Genomic DNA, 19,888 nt, shown 5'->3' with positions numbered 1-19,888 from the left:
ACATAAATTAACGATTATTATTACTACTGCTTGGGGTATTATTAAGATTATTTGGATTTTCTAGTTCTTCATAAGGATTTATTATAGGACGTTCAGCGTCTGCAGCACTATCTGCTTGTTTTGGCGTAAGCTTATTTATTTCATCTTCTAACACTTTTGCTCCTGTCCCTTCTTCATGCTTATATTCTCCAGGATCACTTAAGCAATTCCAAAAACTAACTAAATGATTCCAATTAGGACCGAGTGTTGTAGTACAATTTTGAGCAACTGCTTTAGTTATATCTAATATCTCGACTGTAGTTTTAGTAAAATAATCTATAAACCCAATCTTTTTTAATCCTAATACTGTATAATATACAGTAATTAAGGAAGCAACTGCTATAATTAAATACCATTTAGTGATAATAGACCACAGAAAAAATCCCATAGGATTTGCTGCAATTAACCTTCGTAAAGCCTGCCACATATATTTTTCTCAAAAAAATTTATTAATAATATTCATCTTATTTTATATCACTACATTAGTAAAAATAAAGCAAAATCACGTAATATTATAAATATTTTTAATTAAATAGGAACTCAAGAAGAATGAAATCGGTAAAAATACTAAATTAATTCCTATCATAATAAAAATTAATTGTAAGTTATTATCTTGTAATATTAAACCTGTCATTATAATATTCGGAATTAATAACGGCATGATAAACGTACCGACAAAGTTAGCATTCTTCTTAAAATAACATTGCACGCTACCGGATAAAACTACTAAACTACTTGATAAAACTAATATCATCCATACACTAATAAAGAAAAATACTATCTCAAGCAAAGTTTGATCAAAAAAAACATAAATAATGGGTAAAATAAAAACCAACCCTACCGTACTACTGATAAATATAGCAAAAAATTTAGCTAATATCATTTTTTCATGACTAACAATTGATAATAATAACTCTAAGCTTCCGTCTTCCAAATCATATTTAAATATAATCGAAGAAAAACCGATTAATGAAATTAATAAACAAATTACCGAAAAAATTAAACCGAATTTATTAATATCCCTTTCATTGTTAATTAAAACAGTACTAATTATGCAAAATAAAAAAAATATAACTAGATATTTAATTATATTATTAATGCGATTCTGCACTATAAATTCACGCTTAATTAATACAAATAGATTATTCATAATTATTAAATACGTTGTAAATTAAGTACATAATAGCTGCGACAGTTAAACCTATGCCAATTTCAACAATAACTATAGCGATATGCTGAGCAAGTAACTTATCATCGATAAAATTTGTTAGTGAATAATAATTTAAATAATTATCATTAAAAAAGAGTGATATAGTTCCTACAATTGCATATATTGCTACACCTAAAATAGCAATACAAATTAGCACATTAGGAGGAAAATATCGGCTTAATTTTCGATTACCGTAAACTAAATCATAAGCAATAAGGTTAGATGCAAATATAACACCTGCTTGAAAACCGCCGCCCGGCGAAGACTCACCGTTAAGCTGAATATATATACTATATAAAATTATATAAGGTATTATAAAACTAGTGATATATTTTATTATCGGATAAGCTTTTAATATAATTGTGGATTTTGTCATCCCGTGGCTTGACCACGGGATCTTGTTTAGCATATTGTGTCCTAAGATACCGCGATCAAGTCGCGGTATGACATCTTTCTTTGAAAATATCAACAACACGGCAATTCCTGCAATTAAAATTACGCTAGTTTCACCTAAAGTATCATATCCACGATAGCTTGCAAGAATAGCTGCAACAAGAGAAGGTACACCTATATCTTTACTGGTATTTTCTATATAATATTTACTTGAATGCATATGAATAGGAGCATTATCATCACCGTAATTCGATAATTCTAGCCCCATATAAGCAAGAGTTACTACAAACAATAAACATATTAAACTTGCGGGAATAATATTAGTTCTCTCAATATTCTTTAAATCAGGAGGTAATTTACGTAACAAATTCAAATATACGCATGTTGATAAGCAAGCTCCAAGTGCTGCTTCGGTCATTGCGACATCAGGAGCATCCATAATGAGATAAGATACACCGATTAATAAGCTAAAGACAGAGGAAGCAATAACTGCATTTAGTAAATCTTTAACAAAAATTATTTTTATGGATATTAAAATTAATAAAAAAGCAATTAAGTTAAGTAGGTAATTGCCGAGATCAAAATTTAAAGCTGTATTCATTAGTTTTATAAGATGTTGGTGTCTAATGTCATTCCTGCAAAAGCGGGGCTTTATTGTGTGGTTTGGTTTCACCACTGTCACCCCGCGGCTTGACCACGGGGTCTAGTTAAAAAATACTAATATTATTAGTATTTTTAGTTGTTTTTCTGGATTCCTGCTTTCGCAGGAATGATATCGAAAGCAGCGATGCTTTACCGAGTGCATTAGTTGCTACCGGATTTAGTAGAAAAATCAATAAAGCTGCTAAAATTAATTTAACAGAGTTAATAATATCTGCTTTAATGCACGCAAAGCCTATTAAGCAAATAGGCACTCCAAAACTCTCAATAACACTTGCTGCATGTAATTTAGTATAAAAATCAGGAAATCTAAAAAACCCGATTATCCCTGAAAATACAGCAAATAATCCAATAATTACTAATAAGATTCCTATATAGTATAATATCATTGTTTTTAATCTTATTAATTATTTAGCATTGATAGATGAAGATCAACTTCAAAAAGAGCAAGGAATCCACAAGACGAGGAACGCATCGTATACTTAATATGTGAGTACCGCAGCTCTTGTAGAACGACGTAGCCAATTTTTGAAGTTCATCGAGTATATCACTCACCCTGAGCCAAGCTATACCCTGCCACCCCATCAAACTCAAATAAATTCTCTACTTTGATAAAATCGATATTTGCTTTGCTTAAAGCTTCAAGTAATCTTGTTATATCTAAATGCTTTATTTCCGTGCCGTCCTTATTCATAAAACGACAACACCAATGATCGGAAACAGTTTCAAATCTTGTATCACGAGGCCATAATTTTAGCCCTTTTGAAGATATAGTTTTTAGCTCAAAATTGCCAAGATCAAGCTTATTAATTTTATCCGCTATATCATGAGCAGAAGATATTTTCATATTTACAAATATATCCGTACCAACCAATTTCTTAACTTCTTTAGTATCAATTTTATAATCTATATTGCTTTCTTGTTTCTCAGCAATTAACGGATAATCTGCTTTAGGTAGTTTTGTAGGTAGTTGTCCTAATCTTTTTGTTACTTCTTCGGCAAATTCTTTTGTGCCGACTTTTTTACTAGAACTCTGCTCATTATATATATCGGCTGTATGAATTCCATCCTCTATAGTTTTTTTCCAAGCATTTTCGATTACACTAGCGATATCACCCTGCCCTATATGTATTAGCATCATTATTGCAGCATTTAACAGCCCTGACGGATTAGCAATATCTTTGCCCGCAATATCGGGAGCACTTCCGTGTACTGCTTCAAACATCGCATAATGCTGCCCGATATTTGCAGAACCTGCAAGCCCTACCGAGCCTGAAATTTCAGCAGCTACGTCGGATATGATATCGCCGTATAAATTAGAAGTTACGATAACGTCAAATATTTCCGGTTTGGTTGCAAGCCTTGCCGTCCCGATATCGATAATATAATGCTCATTATTAATTTGCGGGTATTCTTTTGCAATCTCATTAAATACTTTATGAAAAACCCCATCGGAAAATTTCATAATATTATCTTTGCTTAAACACGTGACTTTTTTACGGTTATTTTTTACTGCATATTCAAAAGCATATCTAATAATTTTTTCACAACCGGTACGGCTAATTAACTTAACCGATTCATACATATTATGCGTTTGGCGGTATTCTATACCTGCGTATAAATCTTCTTCATTTTCACGTATAATAGTTAGGTTTAGATTTGGATGCAGTGTTTTAGTAAAGGGATAAAACGAAATGGAAGGACGAATATTAGCAAAAAGCTGTAATGTTTTACGAATCGTGACGTTTAAACTTTTATATCCTCCACCTTGCGGAGTAGTAATCGGGGTCTTAAGTATAATACCGGTATGTTGTATCGACTCCCAACTTTCCTCGCTTATGCCTGAAGTATAATGCTTCTTGTAAAGCTTTTCACCTACTTCAATGGTTTCTAAACGAATACGAGCCTCGGCTTTACGTAATATATAAAGCACTGCCTCCATTATTTCAGGACCTATACCGTCTCCGTATGCAATTGTAATCGGTGTAAATTCTGCCATATTAAATACTCTCGTTAAATAATAGCACTGCCTGCGTGGATACCAAATCGTCATTGCGAGCGACTGAAAGGAGCGTGGCAATCTTGTCAAATATCTTGAGATTGCTTCGTCAATTACTTCGTAATTTTCCTTGCAATGACGTTAAAACTAAACCATACAACAACGCCATTAATAGTTTATAGTTACTTCTTTTAACCTTTCATTCAACATAAAAGTCACTTCGGAAGTTATATTCAAATTATTTTTGGCATATAAAACTTGAGCACTTGGAATTACCAAATTAAGGTTATATTTCTCAGCAAGTTCACTAATTATTGTAATAGTTGTTTCATGGACTCTACTCATAGCCTCAGCGTGGGCTTGTTCAAGCTTTGTTTTCTTAATCTGAATTTCTTTTCTAACGTGACTAACTTTTGCATTAAATTCGTTTACTTTATGCTCAAATTCGGTTTCACTTAAATTAGAACGCTCATTTAGCAATTTCTCTTCCAGCGGTTTAAATTCTGCTTCTTTTGCAGCAATATCCTCTTGAATTTTATGATTAAGCTTTTCGATTTTATTACGCAAATCTTTTATAGCTATCGAACCTTCCAATATAGATTGTACATCAGCAACAGCTACTCTAACTTTAAAATTATCTTCTTTAATCGGCACATTTTGTGCCTCCGTGATCGTTGAGAAATTTATTATGAATATGCATAAACATAATATTCGGTATATCATCCTTGATCCTTTTAGATTAAACGGTGTCAGTTACCTTCGTCATCGCGAGCGACTGAAAGGAGCGTGGCAATCTCAGGAATTTTGTCTAAGATTGCTTCGTCAAAACTTACAGTTTTTCCTCACAATAACGAATACCCTTATTAATCTAAGAATAAATAACATCGGGTGATTTGTCTATAATTAAAAACTTAACTGTTACCTAACGTTGGCACATTTCCATCTCCCCATGGTGTATATCCCTCACTATCCAAATAATAATCATCTGAAATAGGTTCAAATGGAATGTTTTGCATTGTTTCCAAACTTAAGTAGGTGTTCTCTTCATCACTAAGAAGAGGTTCAGTATCAGGATAATTTAACTCAACATAAATTTCGTGCTTTTCATTAAAGTCATATAAAAAATTCAAAGCTTGATGAATATGCTCTGTTCCCTTCGTCTTAACCCAAACAGCTCTAATCTCATATTTTTCTACGGCTTTGATATGCTTAAGAGTATCATCCATGAAAAATACATTTTTTTCATTAGTTATTTCGGTATTCCTCATTATTTTTTCAATATAAGGTACTTTATTGCAAAGTTTTATCTCTTCATCCTTCTTAGCAGGTAAACCTGATTTTATATATATGTTTTCTACTATTTTCTGTGCCTAATAATTGCTCTAATGCATATTTTACGGCATCAGGATAATCATTAAACGATGCTATAGCTATTTTATGACCGGATGATATGATATTTTTAAAAAGACGTACTAATTGTTCTTCATTTTTCCAACCTAAATTTTCATTATCTAGGAATCCTTTCATCAGCTCTATAGAGAATTTTTGCTCAAGCCTAGCTATTTTCTTTAGCACGTTCGTCATATGAACTAAAAAAGTGATTTTGTATATTACGTGCTATTAAGCCTCCTAATCGCTCTCCGATATAATTATGTGAATGTCCATTAACTAAAGTGCCGTCAAAATCAAATATTAAATAGTGCTGTATTTTCGTTCATTAATTTCTCTTATTTTAAAGTTTAAAGATTCTTAGTAATTTTTATTCTGTAGTTAAATCAGTTAGTTTTTCAAGAACTTTATTCCAATTTTCGGTATTTTAGTGTATAATACGAAAAACTATTGTAAACTTGTGAGAATTTTTAAAGATGACATCTATTCGTAATATAGCAATTATTGCCCACGTTGATCATGGGAAAACTACACTTGTCGATAATATGCTTAAACAAAGCGGAACATTTAGAGCTAACCAGGCAGTAGCCGAGCGTGCTATGGATTCTAACGATCTTGAGCGTGAACGCGGTATTACCATACTAGCCAAATGCACCGCTCTTATGTGGAACGATATCCGTATTAATATAGTTGATACACCTGGACACGCTGATTTTGGTGGTGAAGTAGAGCGAATATTAAGCATGGTTGACGGTGTGGTACTACTTGTCGATGCATCAGAAGGGCCAATGCCGCAAACAAAATTCGTGCTTTCTAAAGCCTTAAACCTCGGCTTAAAACCTATTATCGTTATTAATAAAATAGATAGGGATGACCAAAGAATTAAAGAAGTTATCGACGAAGTATTCGAGCTATTTGTAGCGTTAGAGGCCAATAACGATCAGCTTGATTTCCCTATAGTCTATGCATCAGGTAGAGCAGGAAGAGCATCTTTAACATTTGATGATAAAATTAATCCTTTAGACAATTTAGCAGATGATTTAGCACCGCTTTTCGACCTTATAGTACAGCATGTACCAAAGCCTGTAGCCGATGATAAAACACCGTTTTCTATGCTTGTTACTACTAGAGAATATAATTCTTTCTTCGGTAGGGTTTTAACGGGACGTGTACAAAGCGGCACTGTTAAAATCAATCAAAACGTAAAAGTATTAAATCGAGAGAATAAAGTACTTGAAACCGGACGTATCACTAAAATATTAGCATTTAGAGGTTTAGAGAGAATTGCTATAGATGAGGCTACAGCCGGTGATATTATTGCCATAGCAGGCGTTGAAAATGCCAACGTTGCCGATACTATCTGCTCTCCCGAAGTAACTAAAGCCATACTGTCTCTACCGATCGATCCGCCGACTTTATCCATGACTTTTAGCGTTAATGACTCACCGCTTGCAGGAAGCGAGGGGACAAAAGTTACGTCGAGCTTGATTGGAGCTAGATTAATGCGTGAACTTGAAAGTAACGTCGCACTAAAAGTTACCGAAGCTGCTGAGAAAAATGCTTTTCAAGTTGCAGGACGCGGAGAGTTACAGCTTGGTATTCTAATTGAAACTATGCGTCGTGAAGGGTTTGAGTTATCTATTAGCAGACCTGAAGTATTATTCCAAACCGATGAGAAAGGTAATAAGCAAGAACCGATGGAAGAAATCCAAGTTGACGTTGATGACGATTATGTTGGAGTAGTCGTAAAATCTTTAGCACTTAGAAAAGCCGAAATGACTGATATGAGACCGTCAGGCGGAGGTAAAAGCCGTGTTACGTTCATCGGACCGTCTAGAGGGTTAATCGGCTATCACAGCCAGTTTCTAACCGAAACACGTGGTACAGGAATTATGAACCATATTTTCCACGGATACGCTGATTATAAAGGAAATATCGAGGGAAGACGTAACGGCGTGCTTATCTCTAACGGTGACGGGGCAGCTGTCGCATATGCTCTATGGAATTTAGAAGAAAGGGGGAAAATGTTTATAAACCCTAGCGATAAAGTATATAGAGGTATGATTATCGGCGAACATAATCGTGATAATGATTTAGAGGTAAACCCACTAAAAGCGAAGCAATTAAGCAATGTTAGAGCAGCAGGTAAAGACGAAGCCATAAGGCTAACTCCGCCGATGCTTTTAACGTTAGAGCAGGCAATCAGCTATATACAGGATGACGAGCGAGTTGAAGTAACGCCGAAATCTATTCGTTTGCGAAAAGCTCTACTTGACCCTAACGACCGCAAAAGAGCTGCGAAGTAAGCATTGCCTCGAAAAAGTTGATATCGTCATTGCGAGGAAAAACTGTAAGTTTTAACGAAGCAATCCAGTAAAAAAATGCTAATTTATAGCATTTTTTACTTTTTTTTTGGATTGCCACACTCCTTACAGTCGCTCACAATGACAAAAAAACTAAGCTATACAATAAAAAGTTATAACCTAAACACTATAATAACAAACCTTTTTAACGGCTTCTATTACGTCATTTTCGCTCGGCAGAGCTAATTTCTCTAAATTAACGGCATAAGGAAGCGGTACATCTTTACCGCTGACAATTTCTATCGGAGCATCTAAATAATCGAATGCTTCTTTCATAACTATAGAGGCTATACTTGCTCCAACACCTGCAAAAAACCAACCTTCTTCGACTACAACTAAACGATTAGTTTTTTTCACTGATTCTATTATTGTATCCGTATCAAGCAGTTTAATAGTGCGAAGATCAATAACCTCGCAATCAATATTATCATTCTGCAAAACATTTGCAGCATCTAGGGCAAGTTTTACTTGAATCGAGAAAGTAACTATAGTGACACTACTACCTCCTCTTAAAATTTTTGCCTGACCAAAAGGTATAGGCTCAATTGTTTCCGGCACGTCAAAACTATGACTATATAAAATCTCGTTTTCCAAAAAAATAACCGGATTATCATCTCTAATAGCCGTGATCATAAGCCCTTTATGATCTTCTGCACTATAAGGAGCTACTACTTTTAACCCTGGAATATGGGAATAACAAGCTGTATAATTTTGGCTATGTTGTGCTGCTACTCTACTTGCTGCTCCGTTTGGTCCTCTAAATACTATCGGACATTTTACCTGCCCACCTGACATATAATGAGTTTTTGCAGCCGAATTAACTATATGATCGAATGCTTGCATAGCAAAGTTAAAGGTCATAAACTCCACGATCGGGCGAAGTCCTGCAAAAGCTGCCCCAACTGCAAGCCCTGCAAAACCATATTCCGTTATTGGCGTGTCAATTACTCTCTTAGGACCAAACTTCTCTAATAATCCTTGAGTTACCTTGTAAGCTCCTTGATATTCTGCAACTTCCTCGCCTATGACGAAAACCTTATCGTCTCTTATCATCTCTTCTTGCATCGCATCACGCAATGCTTCACGTACCGTTATTTGCATTTTTCTTTTTATTTAAATTAAACAATTGTCATACCGTGGCTTGACCATGGTATCCAAAAAAATTAAAGACTGGATCCTGCGATCAAGTCGCGGGATGACACTGGAAAGAGCTAGATACCGTGGTCAAGCCACGGTATGATAAATATTCGTATACAATTCCCCCTCATCAGGCAGCGGTGAATTTTCTGAGAATTCTACTGCTTCTTTCACAATTTCTTTTACCGACTGTTCTATTGCTTTTAAATCTGCTTCGGTTGCATATTTATTGTCGAGTATCGTTTTTCTTATTATTACTAACGGATCACGCTCTTTATATTGCTCAACTTCTTCTTTGCTGCGATATTTTGCCGGATCGGACATCGAATGCCCACGATAACGATAAGTTTTTACCTCTAATATCAGCGGGAAGCTATTTTCTCTAACATACTCGGCTGCTTGCTTAGAGCCGTCATACATTTCTTCAAAATCCATACCATCTAGCTGTAATCCTTTAATCCCAAATGATTCCCCTTTCTTATATAAATCACACATAAAGGTAGAACGTGCTACAGACATTCCCATCGAATATTCGTTATTTTCAATAATATACACTACAGGTAAACCCCATAAAGCAGCCATATTAAAGGCTTCATATACCTGACCTTGATTAACCGCACCATCACCTAAAAAAGTAAAGCAAATATTATTCGTACCTTGATATTTCTCAGCAAAAGCAAGCCCTGTACCTATAGGTACTTGAGCTCCAACTATACCGTGTCCGCCGTAAAATTTATTCGGTACGTCAAATAAATGCATCGAACCGCCCTTACCTTTTGAGCAGCCTGTAGCTCGCCCCATAAGCTCGGCAAGAACATATTTAGGATCAGTTCCTGCTAAAATAATATGAGCATGGTCGCGATAGCTAGTAATAGTGCTATCGCCTTTTTGTTTAACTATATCTACTGCAGAAATTACTGCTTCCTGACCTATATATAAATGACAAAAACCACCTATTTCTCCCATACCGTATAGCTGTCCGCATTTTTCTTCAAAACGACGCAGTAGGAGCATATCTTTAAAGCTTTTTATATATTCTTCCTTAATCGGCTTATATTTTCCTAACTTAATATCCACTAATTACTCCCTAAGATTCTTAGTCTTATATCATTCACGTAGCTTTTTATGTCATTCCTGCGAAAGCAGGAATGACATAGAACTCAAAACCATCAAAATTAAAACTTACAAAATACGGTATATGATCCGAAGGTGGTGGCCAATCACGTGCTTCTGGTAGTAAATGCATAGAAAATCATGCATCTTTTAAATTATCGCTAACCCAAATATGATCAAGCCTTCTACCTCTGTTAGATTTTTTCCAATCTATATTTCTATAACTCCACCAAGTATAAAATTTTTCGTCAAGCGATACGAAATGTCTGCTACTATCAATAAAACCTAACGAATTTTATAGCTCTACCAATAACGAGCGTTCAATATCGGTATGGCTGATAACATTTCGCAGCTGCTTACTAGACCATACATCATGTTCATGCGGAGCAATGTTCAAGTCCCCGACAATGATAATTTTATCGTTTTTAGTACGGTTAGTAGTTAACCATTCCTATATTAACCTTACATATTCGCACTTATGCTTAAATTTTGCATTTACCTCGATATCAGGTATATCACCACCAGCAGGAACATAAAAATTATGTATTTCTATATCATTAACTATAGCGGCTATATGCCTTTTATCACTGTTATATAATTCCAAAGAGAAAACATTATGCAAAGGAAATTTAGAAATAATAGCAACACCGTTATATGATTTCTGCCCTGAATATATTACATGTTCATAGCCTATATTTTTAATAACTTCAAGAGGAAATAATGAATCAGCTACCTTTGTTTCTTGAAGTAAAATAATATCCGGCTGATGTTCATGTACTAATTTTCTTAATAAATCGATCCGTAGACGCAATGAATTAATATTCCAGGTAACTATCTTCATTAGACTTCTTGTATAACCTCCTTCTAAAGGTAATTTATACGTTAATCCGGTACTCGCATCCTCACATGCTAAGTGTACGCTGCGGTGCTGCGTTCTGTGTTTCCTTCAAATTCCTCTTTATAAGATAGGTTATACAAGAAGTCTATTTAATTTTTTATAGCTGCTCCTATTATTGCATCTCTGAAATAAATTATTCCAAGTTGATTTAAAGGATTTTTCATGTCAATTTTATCTTTTTCTTCTTCAGGAATTTTAATCATAGTATTACTTAATATAGCAAAATACAGATTATCAGGCACAACATATCCTGCTTCACTTTGTATTCCAAGGGCTTTTCCCGTATAATGAATCATTAAATGCTTAGAATCAAGATCAGTAAGGAAAATACCGTAACCCATATAAGACTTACGCCCTTCTATATCTTTTGCTAAAAAATATTTAGTAGTCATAAGTTTATATGACTTCTTAGAAAGAATTTTCCCCTCATTCAATGCCCTATACCATTTAATAAGATCAACCGATGTTGATATTATACCACCGTCAGCACAAGGAACTGCTAAAAAATCAGTAGTTACAGGAGTAAATATAGGTTTATTACTATTATTAGGCGTTAAAAAATATCTTACCGGATAATTAGAACTAATAACGTTTTTTTGGATTCTAGCGGCTTCACTATATGAAGCAAAACTAGTAGATTTCATATTAAGAGGTTTAAAAAATTCATCATAAAAAAAGTTAGCTAAATCTTTTTTAGATACCTTTTCGATAATCATACCGAGTATAACAAAATTAGTATTACTATATTTAAATTTTTTTCCTATAGATATTTCTAAAGGCTTAGAAGAAACAAATTGTAATATTTTCTTGTGAATCTCTTTCTTAGGCATATTTAAATCAAGTTTAACAAAACTAAAATATTCGGCAATACCGCTACTATGCGTTAATAAATTATGGATAGATATTTTATATGCCCAATCCGGCACTTTTCCCCCCCACATTTCCGGATCAAGATATTTATAGATTTTATCGTTAATATTTAATAATTCCTGTTCTTGTAATTTTAAGATTCCTGCCGCTGTAAAAGGCTTTGTAGCAGAAGCAATAGGCATCATTTCATTTGCTTTTAATTGCTCACCGTTTAAAGCAAAGATTCCTTTAGCACCGGTTAATAAAGGTTTATAATCATCGGCAAATATAAAAACGGCATTTAAAAATCTATTACTTATATATTCTTTTTCTGCTTCATTGATTCTTTGCTGTATATCTGCAAAACAATCAATACAATTAATAATTAAAAAAAGCAGCAATAAAAAATATCTATGAATCATAACTTCAACACTCCACAAACTTATTAGTAGACATCTTACATAACTTGCTTCTAAAGGTAATTTGTACGTAGATCCGATACTCGAATCCTCACGTACTTTTTTGGTTCTGCGTGCCGTGTTTCTTTCAAATTCCTCTTTATTAGCTGTGTTATGTAAGATGTCTACTAAAATAAAACGGTAATTTTGCTTCTAAATTAATCTCTTTACCAAAAATCTTTTCAGATAAACATATATTATTAGCATGTAGGAACATATATTTACTATACGGCATTATTTCTTTATTACCATATTTATCATCTCCAAGTATCGGGCAACCTAATAATTTAGCATGCAACCTTAATTGATGCATTCTACCTGTAACCGGCGTAAATTCAATTAAAAATAAGTTATTCTCAAGTGATTTAAGTAATTTATAATAAGTAATGGCAAGTTTACCATTTTCACTATCAATATCAGTAATTTTAGGTGTACTTCCTTTACTCTTTTCTATATTACTTCTAACTTCGCCTACATTTTTAATTGGCTTCCCATAGGTTACGGCAAAATATGTTTTTACAACCAATTTTTCTTTAAAAGCATCATGAAGTTTTACACTACTTAAATAATTTTTAGCTATTAAGAGCAAACCGCTTGTTTCTTTATCTAACCTATGTACTAGCTTAAAATCAGCACCTTTATAATTCAAATATTTTAATGCAGAGTCAATAGATAAATTTATTTTACTGCCACCTTGAGTAGCAAGCCCTGCAGGTTTATTTATAGCTATTAAATTATCATCTTCATATATCAAATAATCGGTAGTAATTTTCTTCACTAGCTTAATTTCGGCATCGGTAAAAACTAATTTTTCAGGTTGCTTAACGGGTAAATTAAACTTATCGTTAATAAAAATTTTATCGCCGTCTATTACTCTTAAACTCGCCTCTGCTTTCTGAGAATTAACGGTAATTTGTTTTTGACGTAATGCTTTCTCTATTACTCCTTGAGTCAATAACGGATATAGACGTTTTAAATATTTATCTAATCTAGAAGAAATAGGAGTATTGACATCGATGATCATTTAGAGCTTTTTATTGTGTTATTGCATGTATCGGTTTATGTCATTCCCGCATAAGCGGGAAGGCATTGTTGCATAGATTCTCTGAGCTATGCAATAACGCCGACTTGACCACGGTGACATTTTAACTACTTTTTATTAAAAAATAGCACCAAATTATTATAGATAAAAGGATTATAGCAAAAAGCTGATGTATAGAGGCAATTATTATAGGTACAGAGTATAAAAGAGTAATTATTCCGGTAGATATCTGCATCAATAATGCAATCATTAGAAAATAAGCTATCTTATTTAATTTCGGATGTTCTATTGTTAACAAGCAAATTACCAAAACCACAACAATCAAAAATACGCTATAGCCACCTAAACGATGTATGAATTGTATAAAAACCGGATCATACCAATTTTTAAGATCAAAGAAATTATCTTTTATCTCCATCGGAATAAAACTATCACCCATTAGCGGAAAACTATTATATATCAGCCCTGCATCAAGCCCTGCAACTAAAGCACCTAAAAAAATTTGCACATATATTACAGTAATAGCAATACCAGAAAATATTAATGGTAATTTTAAATCTGTTTGTGACGGGATTAACAAAATATCACAACGATTTTTTATTAATTGATAAAAAAGTATGTGATAAATAATTACGGCGATAATTAAATGAAAAGCAAGTCGAAAATGACTAACAGACGGGCTATTCAACAAGCCGCTTTTAACCATATACCACCCCATAAAGCCTTGCAGGCAAAATAATAGCAAAGCAGTTATATAAGGTATAATATCACGATTTTTTATTATGCCTTTAAAATAAAAATATATTAAAGGTAAGATATATATTAAAGCTGTAATTCTACCGAGTAACCGATGTATAAACTCTAACAGATAAATAAATTTAAACTGTGATAAAGTCATTCCGTAATTAACGGAGTTATATTCAGGAAAAGCTTTATATTTAGCAAATTCCGCTTGCCAAGTATCAAAGCTAAAAGGTGGCAAAATACCGGTTACCGGACGCCACTCAACTATAGATAAACCAGAACCGGTAAGCCTTGTTATCCCTCCTATAACAATCATCGCTATGACCATTATACAACTTATACACAACCATTTTGTAATTAAATTTTTCTGCACTTTTATTTTAAGTTTATGTTTTTTTGCTTCGTCATTGCGAGCGAACGAAAGCGTTGTTGCATGGCTCGAAAAATCTGCTAGATGTCATTCCGCATAGGCGGGAATCCAGAAAATAACTTCAATATTGATACAGAAGTTACATATTTGATAAAATAAACATATAAAAAATGAGTTTTTTATATGTTTTACTGGATTCCCGCATACGCGGGAATGGCATACACAAGCCATGCAACAACACCGCGAATGAAGAGAGCGTGGCAACCCCAGGATTTTGGCATGAGATTGCTTCGTCAAAACTTATAGTTTTTCCGTAGCTCAGACAATTGAGGAGTCATACAACACCCTAACAATTACCCTCACATCAAGACTCTGCATTCTTTTCCATATCTTCGGCGGTATTAGCAGGATGTTTCTTATTTGATTTTTTATTATGATATCTATGTTTTGTCTTTTTTGGAGCAGCTTGTGCTTCTTCTAAGCCGGCATTACTTTCTACAACTTTCACCTCTTCCACAACGTTTACGGTTTGCTCTACCGGTTCTTTTGCCTCTAAACTCTTATCTTTTACTTCATTAGCAATATTATTACTATTATTAGCTGTTTTCCATTTATGTTTATTTTTGCGTAACTGTTCTTTTTTCAACTCTTCTTCAGTATAATCGGCACTATGATTCTGAATTACCGGCTTAACAGGATTAACATTATTGTTATTTTTCTTCAACAGCTTCACTTTTTCAATTGAATAACTATCTGATGTAGCATTAGGATCGGAATAAAAATTAAGCTTTATATTATATTTTTCTTCAATAAATTTTATCTCAGCACGTTTATTATTAAGTAGATAAATAACTGAAACGATATTGGTAAAAACATTTATTACATCAATTCTTTCTTCAAAAATTTCATTCTCTATAGTACGTAAAATTAACATAGCATTAGCATCACTCGCTCTAATGACTCCTTTACCGTTACAATGAGAACAAATTGCCGAATTAGTTTCTAAGAAAGAAGAACGTAATCTCTGCCTTGAGAATTCAAGTAGTCCAAACTGACTAATATTACCGGTTTGTATACGAGCACGATCACGACTTAAAAACTCTTTAAAGGATCGTTCAATAATTTTACGATTCTTAGCTTCACTCATGTCTATAAAATCAACAACTATCAAACCTGATAGATCTCTAAGCTTTACTTGCTTTGCTACTTCTTTGGCTGCTTCTAAATTAGTTTTTAGTGCCGTTTCTTCAATATTTTTTTCAGAAGTTGATTTACCGGAATTTACATCAATTGAAATAAGAGCTTCCGTAGGATTAATAACGATATATCCCCCTGAAGGTAGTGTCACAACAGGCTGATATAATTTAACTAATTGCTCTTCTACTTGAAACTTAGTAAATATAGGAGTTTTATTTTTATGTTCTTTAAGTTTTGAAAGCTCTGAAGGTAATAAATCCTGCATAAATTTTGAAGCATCTTCATAGGCTTCCTGTCCTTGAATCACTACTTCTTTAACATTGTGATCACACATATCACGTATGGTTTTACGTATTATACTATCTTCTTCATGAATGAAACACGGAGCCGGAAATTTAATAGTACTTTTACGAATTTTATTCCATAACCTTGCTAAATAATTATAGTCTTTCTTCAAATCTAAGGTGCTACTTCCTCTACCTGCGGTTCTAACAATGACGCTATAAGCATTTTTGTCACCGCTTACTATTTTATTTAAAATATCTTTCAGTCTTTTTCTTTCTTCCCCGTTTGATATTTTACGCGATATGCCGTTTTGCGAACCTTTATTAGGCATTAAAACACAATATTTACCAGCCAAGGATATATAAGTAGTAAAAGCGGCACACTTATTTCCTCGTTCTTCCTTAGTAACCTGTACTAATAATATTTGGTTTTTTCTTATTACTTCTTGAACTTTATATTGTTTATATTGCGGAATATTTGACTCAGGGGTGCCGCTTTGAATAATTTCAATATCATCAGCCGCTTCTAAATTAAGTTCTGACTGGAATTTACTCTCTACTAAATCTTCTATGGTTTTTAGGTCAATTTCTTCACTATCAACCAAAGAATCATATATAGCAGCCGGTTTCTCTTTATCATCCTCAACCGTAATATTTGAAAGAGCTATTTCAGGAAAAGCATTAACCGGAAAATTTCTCTCCGAGGCAGGCAAATTATAATAGTTAGGATGAATTTCACTAAACGGTAAAAATCCACTTTTATCCATTCCATACTCTATAAAAACAGCTTGTAGCGACGGCTCTATTCTTGTGACTTTTGCTAAATAAATATTACCTTTATTTTGTTGTCTTACGGTTGTTTGAAATTCAATATCTTCTATATTGTTGCTTTGTCCTAATAAAACTACTCTTGTTTCGCTTGGAAAATTAGCATCAATTATAATCTTTTTATTCATTTATCTTGCTCACTAACTTGAAGAACAAATAATTAATATAATGCTTGTATCTTAAGAAAAATCATTGCTTATCTTGTATTAATTTATTTAAATAGATAATTTATCTATGATTAAAGAGCAAAAATGAAATTCTAGATAAACTTCAAATAACACCTCTTTAAAATACTAAAAAATATATTATTATTTTTCTTACATTAAAATATTTTCATATTATTTAATTCATTAATTTTTTTAAAATTAAATAATAATTATATACAAATTATAAATAAGACTACCATACTTGATTAAAAGCTGATAATCTAATAATTATCCATATATACTTAAAATAATGGAATTACGAATCTCTTTGATTTTTAAGATAATAATAGACTTCTTGCAAAATTAAACTTATAAAGAGGAATTTGAAGGAAACACGGAACGCAGAACCACAGCGTAGTAGACCTACGTGAGGACTCGAGTACCAGATTGACGCACAAATTACCTTTAGAAGTTAATTTTGCAAGAAGTCTAATCTTAATCATTATAATTATGAGTTATATACCATGTATTTATGTTTAGCAAACACTTAATTTATGACTTTAAAAAACGATTATAAAACTATTTTTTTCTCACTTTTGGGAATATTTATTTTTTCCTGTATCAATGCTATAAATTTTTATAATTTTAAAATCTTTTTACTGATAAATAAAAATCTAGGCGGAGAACAAATAAATCATATAAATCAAACTAAATTTATAGGTTCGATAATCGCAGGCTTTGCCTCAACACAGTTAATTAATAAGTTAAGTAATAAAAAAATTATTTTAATTAGCTTATCTTTATTAATTATTTGTACAATAAACCTAATTTTATTAAATAATTATACTTTAATTAAAATTAATTTTATTTTAATTAATTTTGGAACATTTTCATATTTCACTTCTATAACATTAGACATTATTGAGAGTAGCAAAGAAAAGAAATATTTTTTTTTAGCTTTTATAATGTTGTTATGGGCGGGTGGAAACTTAATGGTAGATTTATTAAATCCATTTATAAAACCGACAAATAATACTATAGTAATTTGTGCATTGTTATACTGTATCAATATACTAACCGAATTTCTGCATTATAATCCTACATCTCATAAATTAAATTTAAATTCAAAATTCTCATCCTTAATAAAAAATGTCGAATTACAATTATTGACAGGCTTCGTAGTTGCTTATGTCACCCTAGATATATTATGGTATTATGAAGCTTTTGCATTAAAGAAAGAATTAGCATTAATTAATTTAAGACTCATACTAAAATATATTTTCCTAGCAATATGTTTTTCTATAATTCCTATATGCTACATATTAAGCAAAGTAAATAAATATTTGGCTAATTTATCACTAACTATAATTCTACTAGTCTGCTTTATTTTACTACCGCTTCATGGAACTAATAAAAACCTTAATATATTATATATAATACTAATCGGTAGTTGTTTAGGATCCATTTATATTTGCAATATTTTAATACTAATTGATAAATTTAGGGATTACGAACTTAGAACAGCTTTATTTTCGTATTTTTCAATGTGCAGCATCGGTATATATGCCGGAGCTTTATCATCTCATGTACCTTACGGCACTATTAACGGCAGTGATTTCTTATTTTCCGTTTTTGCCGTAGTCGGTAGTTTTGTAGCTTATCATTTTTGGTATTGTATTAAGTATAAATTGTATAGATTTTAAGAGGTTTTCGTCATTGCGAGGAGGTATGAAGTACCGACGTGGCAATCTCAGGAATTCTTATATCGCCTCATGAGATTGCCACGCTCCTTTCAGTCGTTTGCAATGACATTCATGTAATATTTTGTAACATAATATAGCTTGTATAATTTGGCATTAAATATTAATACTTAAATATATTTTTACAATGCCTAAAATGCAGCAAAGTACATTATTAAAACCGGTTAGTTGTTACGGGATCGGGGTTCACTCAGGAAAACGCACCCAGTTAACTATAGAACCCGCTAAAGAAAATACCGGAATTATATTCATTAGAACCGATATATCTTCTGAAAATAATTATATTGAAGCTAGCTATTTCAATGTTTCCGATACCTTGTTATCTACCACTATAAGTAATGATCATAAAGTTCAAATTTCAACAATTGAACATTTAATGGCAGCACTTTGGGGATGCAGCATTGATAATGCAATTATTAAAATTGACGGCCCTGAAGTACCAATTATGGACGGCAGTAGTAAACCTTTTGTGTTTATGATTGAATGTGCAGGTAAAAAATTACAAAATGCTCCTAAAAAATATCTAAAAATTTTAAAGGATAAAAAAGTAGTTCATAAAGATTGTGAATTATATTGTACTCCTTCCGATCACATGACTGTAGATTTAACCATTGATTTTAGCAGTAAAGCTATAGGCAGACAAAATCTAAATTTTGGGGATCAAGAATCTTTTACTAAAAATATTGCGGATGCTAGAACTTTTGGATTTATAAGAGATATTGATTATTTGAAAAGCAAAGGACTTGCCCAAGGTGCCTCATTTGAGAATGCTATAGGAATAGATGAGCAAGATAAAATCTTAAACCCAAACGGCTTACGTTATGAAGATGAATTTGTTCGCCATAAACTATTAGATTTATTCGGTGATTTATATACCAGCGGCACTAGCGTTGTAAGTGTAATTAAAGGCTATAAAACCAGCCATGCTCTTAATAATGAATTATTGCATAGAATATTTAGCGATACTACCTCTTACAAATTTGTTACTGCCAGTGAGTTATAATAATCA

Annotated in this window: 18 protein-coding genes and 3 pseudogenes; 4 read left to right on the top strand and 17 right to left on the bottom strand. The window is 32.6% G+C overall.

The genetic code is table 11. The features are described from left to right. Positions 1–7: 7 nt before the first annotated feature. The 6 genes from RAS_RS02205 to RAS_RS02175 form a co-directional block, all read right to left on the bottom strand. Complete coding sequence (locus tag RAS_RS02205) at positions 8–466, bottom strand: DUF2670 domain-containing protein (RefSeq protein WP_010423514.1); 459 nt, start codon at positions 464–466, stop codon at positions 8–10. A gap of 75 nt (positions 467–541) precedes the next feature. Beyond that, complete coding sequence (locus tag RAS_RS02200) at positions 542–1,189, bottom strand: heme exporter protein CcmB (RefSeq protein WP_010423515.1); 648 nt, start codon at positions 1,187–1,189, stop codon at positions 542–544. Further along, the gene (locus tag RAS_RS02195) at positions 1,182–2,243 is read right to left on the bottom strand and encodes a DUF4040 domain-containing protein (protein WP_147141960.1); all 1,062 of its coding nucleotides are present in this window, start codon (positions 2,241–2,243) and stop codon (positions 1,182–1,184) included. The genes RAS_RS02200 and RAS_RS02195 overlap by 8 nt, the downstream gene beginning before the upstream one ends. 106 nt (positions 2,244–2,349) lie before the next feature. After that, a complete protein-coding gene (locus tag RAS_RS02190) occupies positions 2,350–2,691 on the bottom strand; it encodes a Na+/H+ antiporter subunit G (RefSeq protein WP_147141957.1) in 342 nt (113 codons plus the stop codon). A 158-nt stretch (positions 2,692–2,849) separates the two neighbouring features. After that, positions 2,850–4,301 carry an NADP-dependent isocitrate dehydrogenase gene (locus RAS_RS02180; RefSeq protein ID WP_147141951.1) on the bottom strand — a complete coding sequence of 484 codons (1,452 nt, stop codon included), beginning with the start codon at positions 4,299–4,301 and terminating at the stop codon, positions 2,850–2,852. A gap of 168 nt (positions 4,302–4,469) precedes the next feature. Continuing rightward, positions 4,470–5,024 carry an OmpH family outer membrane protein gene (locus tag RAS_RS02175; protein WP_010423519.1) on the bottom strand — a complete coding sequence of 185 codons (555 nt, stop codon included), beginning with the start codon at positions 5,022–5,024 and terminating at the stop codon, positions 4,470–4,472. Here RAS_RS02175 and RAS_RS02170 point away from each other — a divergent pair. Further along, positions 4,990–5,193, top strand: a complete 204-nt coding sequence (locus RAS_RS02170) for a hypothetical protein (RefSeq protein ID WP_232049389.1) — start codon at positions 4,990–4,992, stop codon at positions 5,191–5,193. The two genes, RAS_RS02175 and RAS_RS02170, sit on opposite strands and share 35 nt — an antisense overlap. Positions 5,194–5,212: 19 nt before the next feature. Here RAS_RS02170 and RAS_RS02165 read toward each other — a convergent pair whose 3' ends face one another. Beyond that, a complete protein-coding gene (locus RAS_RS02165) occupies positions 5,213–5,569 on the bottom strand; it encodes a hypothetical protein (protein ID WP_172616085.1) in 357 nt (118 codons plus the stop codon). Between the two features lie 220 nt (positions 5,570–5,789). Next, positions 5,790–6,019 (bottom strand): annotated as a pseudogene (locus tag RAS_RS10980) (hypothetical protein); the annotation flags it as partial. A 147-nt stretch (positions 6,020–6,166) separates the two neighbouring features. Here RAS_RS10980 and typA point away from each other — a divergent pair. Further along, the gene (gene typA, locus RAS_RS02155) at positions 6,167–7,996 is read left to right on the top strand and encodes a translational GTPase TypA (RefSeq protein ID WP_147141948.1); all 1,830 of its coding nucleotides are present in this window, start codon (positions 6,167–6,169) and stop codon (positions 7,994–7,996) included. Between the two features lie 177 nt (positions 7,997–8,173). Here the strand turns inward: typA and RAS_RS02150 are convergent, their stop codons facing one another. The 9 genes and pseudogenes from RAS_RS02150 to RAS_RS02115 form a co-directional block, all read right to left on the bottom strand. Further along, on the bottom strand, positions 8,174–9,154 hold the full coding sequence (locus RAS_RS02150) for a pyruvate dehydrogenase complex E1 component subunit beta (protein ID WP_147141945.1): 981 nt from the start codon (positions 9,152–9,154) through the stop codon (positions 8,174–8,176). Positions 9,155–9,277: 123 nt separating this feature from the next. Continuing rightward, positions 9,278–10,267, bottom strand: coding sequence for a pyruvate dehydrogenase (acetyl-transferring) E1 component subunit alpha (gene pdhA / locus RAS_RS02145; RefSeq protein WP_147141943.1), 990 nt, complete (start codon positions 10,265–10,267; stop codon positions 9,278–9,280). A gap of 46 nt (positions 10,268–10,313) precedes the next feature. Continuing rightward, positions 10,314–11,144, bottom strand: a pseudogene (xth, locus tag RAS_RS02140) (exodeoxyribonuclease III). Further along, positions 11,121–11,290, bottom strand: a pseudogene (locus RAS_RS11290) (palindromic element RPE1 domain-containing protein); the annotation flags it as partial. The pseudogenes xth and RAS_RS11290, both read right to left, overlap by 24 nt. Next, on the bottom strand, positions 11,291–12,472 hold the full coding sequence (locus tag RAS_RS02135; protein WP_147143938.1) for a serine hydrolase domain-containing protein: 1,182 nt from the start codon (positions 12,470–12,472) through the stop codon (positions 11,291–11,293). It lies immediately after the preceding pseudogene. Between the two features lie 148 nt (positions 12,473–12,620). Beyond that, positions 12,621–13,532 carry an RluA family pseudouridine synthase gene (locus tag RAS_RS02125; protein WP_147141940.1) on the bottom strand — a complete coding sequence of 304 codons (912 nt, stop codon included), beginning with the start codon at positions 13,530–13,532 and terminating at the stop codon, positions 12,621–12,623. A gap of 121 nt (positions 13,533–13,653) precedes the next feature. Further along, positions 13,654–14,667: a COX15/CtaA family protein gene (locus tag RAS_RS02120; protein ID WP_147141938.1), complete on the bottom strand. Its 1,014-nt coding sequence runs from the start codon at positions 14,665–14,667 to the stop codon at positions 13,654–13,656. A 136-nt stretch (positions 14,668–14,803) separates the two neighbouring features. Beyond that, positions 14,804–14,986 carry a tail protein X gene (locus RAS_RS10975; protein WP_408634811.1) on the bottom strand — a complete coding sequence of 61 codons (183 nt, stop codon included), beginning with the start codon at positions 14,984–14,986 and terminating at the stop codon, positions 14,804–14,806. A gap of 42 nt (positions 14,987–15,028) precedes the next feature. Then, the gene (locus RAS_RS02115) at positions 15,029–17,101 is read right to left on the bottom strand and encodes an Rne/Rng family ribonuclease (RefSeq protein WP_147141935.1); all 2,073 of its coding nucleotides are present in this window, start codon (positions 17,099–17,101) and stop codon (positions 15,029–15,031) included. A 572-nt stretch (positions 17,102–17,673) separates the two neighbouring features. Between RAS_RS02115 and RAS_RS02105 the strand changes: the two genes are divergently transcribed. Then, positions 17,674–18,822, top strand: coding sequence for an MFS transporter (locus RAS_RS02105; RefSeq protein ID WP_147141933.1), 1,149 nt, complete (start codon positions 17,674–17,676; stop codon positions 18,820–18,822). 193 nt (positions 18,823–19,015) lie between these two features. Next, complete coding sequence (lpxC, locus tag RAS_RS02100) at positions 19,016–19,882, top strand: UDP-3-O-acyl-N-acetylglucosamine deacetylase (RefSeq protein WP_147143935.1); 867 nt, start codon at positions 19,016–19,018, stop codon at positions 19,880–19,882. The last annotated feature ends 6 nt before the right edge of the window (positions 19,883–19,888 follow it).

The organism is Rickettsia asiatica (assembly GCF_007989425.1).
GTDB classification, from domain to species: Bacteria; Pseudomonadota; Alphaproteobacteria; order Rickettsiales; family Rickettsiaceae; genus Rickettsia; species Rickettsia helvetica.
The sequence above is the reverse complement of the archived record's forward strand: the minus strand, read 5'-3'. Positions and strand labels throughout refer to the sequence as shown.

What these genes read in the sequence shown, in the direction of transcription:
- RAS_RS02125 (WP_147141940.1), bottom strand. Translation starts at nt 13,532, where the DNA reads ATGATCATCGATGTCAATACTCCTATTTCTTCTAGATTAGATAAATAT.
- RAS_RS02175 (WP_010423519.1), bottom strand. Translation starts at nt 5,024, where the DNA reads ATGATATACCGAATATTATGTTTATGCATATTCATAATAAATTTCTCA.
- RAS_RS02200 (WP_010423515.1), bottom strand. Translation starts at nt 1,189, where the DNA reads ATGAATAATCTATTTGTATTAATTAAGCGTGAATTTATAGTGCAGAAT.
- RAS_RS02195 (WP_147141960.1), bottom strand. Translation starts at nt 2,243, where the DNA reads ATGAATACAGCTTTAAATTTTGATCTCGGCAATTACCTACTTAACTTA.
- RAS_RS02150 (WP_147141945.1), bottom strand. Translation starts at nt 9,154, where the DNA reads ATGCAAATAACGGTACGTGAAGCATTGCGTGATGCGATGCAAGAAGAG.
- RAS_RS02170 (WP_232049389.1), top strand. Translation starts at nt 4,990, where the DNA reads ATGAATATGCATAAACATAATATTCGGTATATCATCCTTGATCCTTTT.
- RAS_RS02105 (WP_147141933.1), top strand. Translation starts at nt 17,674, where the DNA reads ATGACTTTAAAAAACGATTATAAAACTATTTTTTTCTCACTTTTGGGA.
- RAS_RS02190 (WP_147141957.1), bottom strand. Translation starts at nt 2,691, where the DNA reads ATGATATTATACTATATAGGAATCTTATTAGTAATTATTGGATTATTT.
- RAS_RS02205 (WP_010423514.1), bottom strand. Translation starts at nt 466, where the DNA reads ATGTGGCAGGCTTTACGAAGGTTAATTGCAGCAAATCCTATGGGATTT.
- RAS_RS02180 (WP_147141951.1), bottom strand. Translation starts at nt 4,301, where the DNA reads ATGGCAGAATTTACACCGATTACAATTGCATACGGAGACGGTATAGGT.
- typA (WP_147141948.1), top strand. Translation starts at nt 6,167, where the DNA reads ATGACATCTATTCGTAATATAGCAATTATTGCCCACGTTGATCATGGG.
- lpxC (WP_147143935.1), top strand. Translation starts at nt 19,016, where the DNA reads ATGCAGCAAAGTACATTATTAAAACCGGTTAGTTGTTACGGGATCGGG.
- RAS_RS02135 (WP_147143938.1), bottom strand. Translation starts at nt 12,472, where the DNA reads ATGATTCATAGATATTTTTTATTGCTGCTTTTTTTAATTATTAATTGT.
- RAS_RS02165 (WP_172616085.1), bottom strand. Translation starts at nt 5,569, where the DNA reads ATGAGGAATACCGAAATAACTAATGAAAAAAATGTATTTTTCATGGAT.
- RAS_RS02115 (WP_147141935.1), bottom strand. Translation starts at nt 17,101, where the DNA reads ATGAATAAAAAGATTATAATTGATGCTAATTTTCCAAGCGAAACAAGA.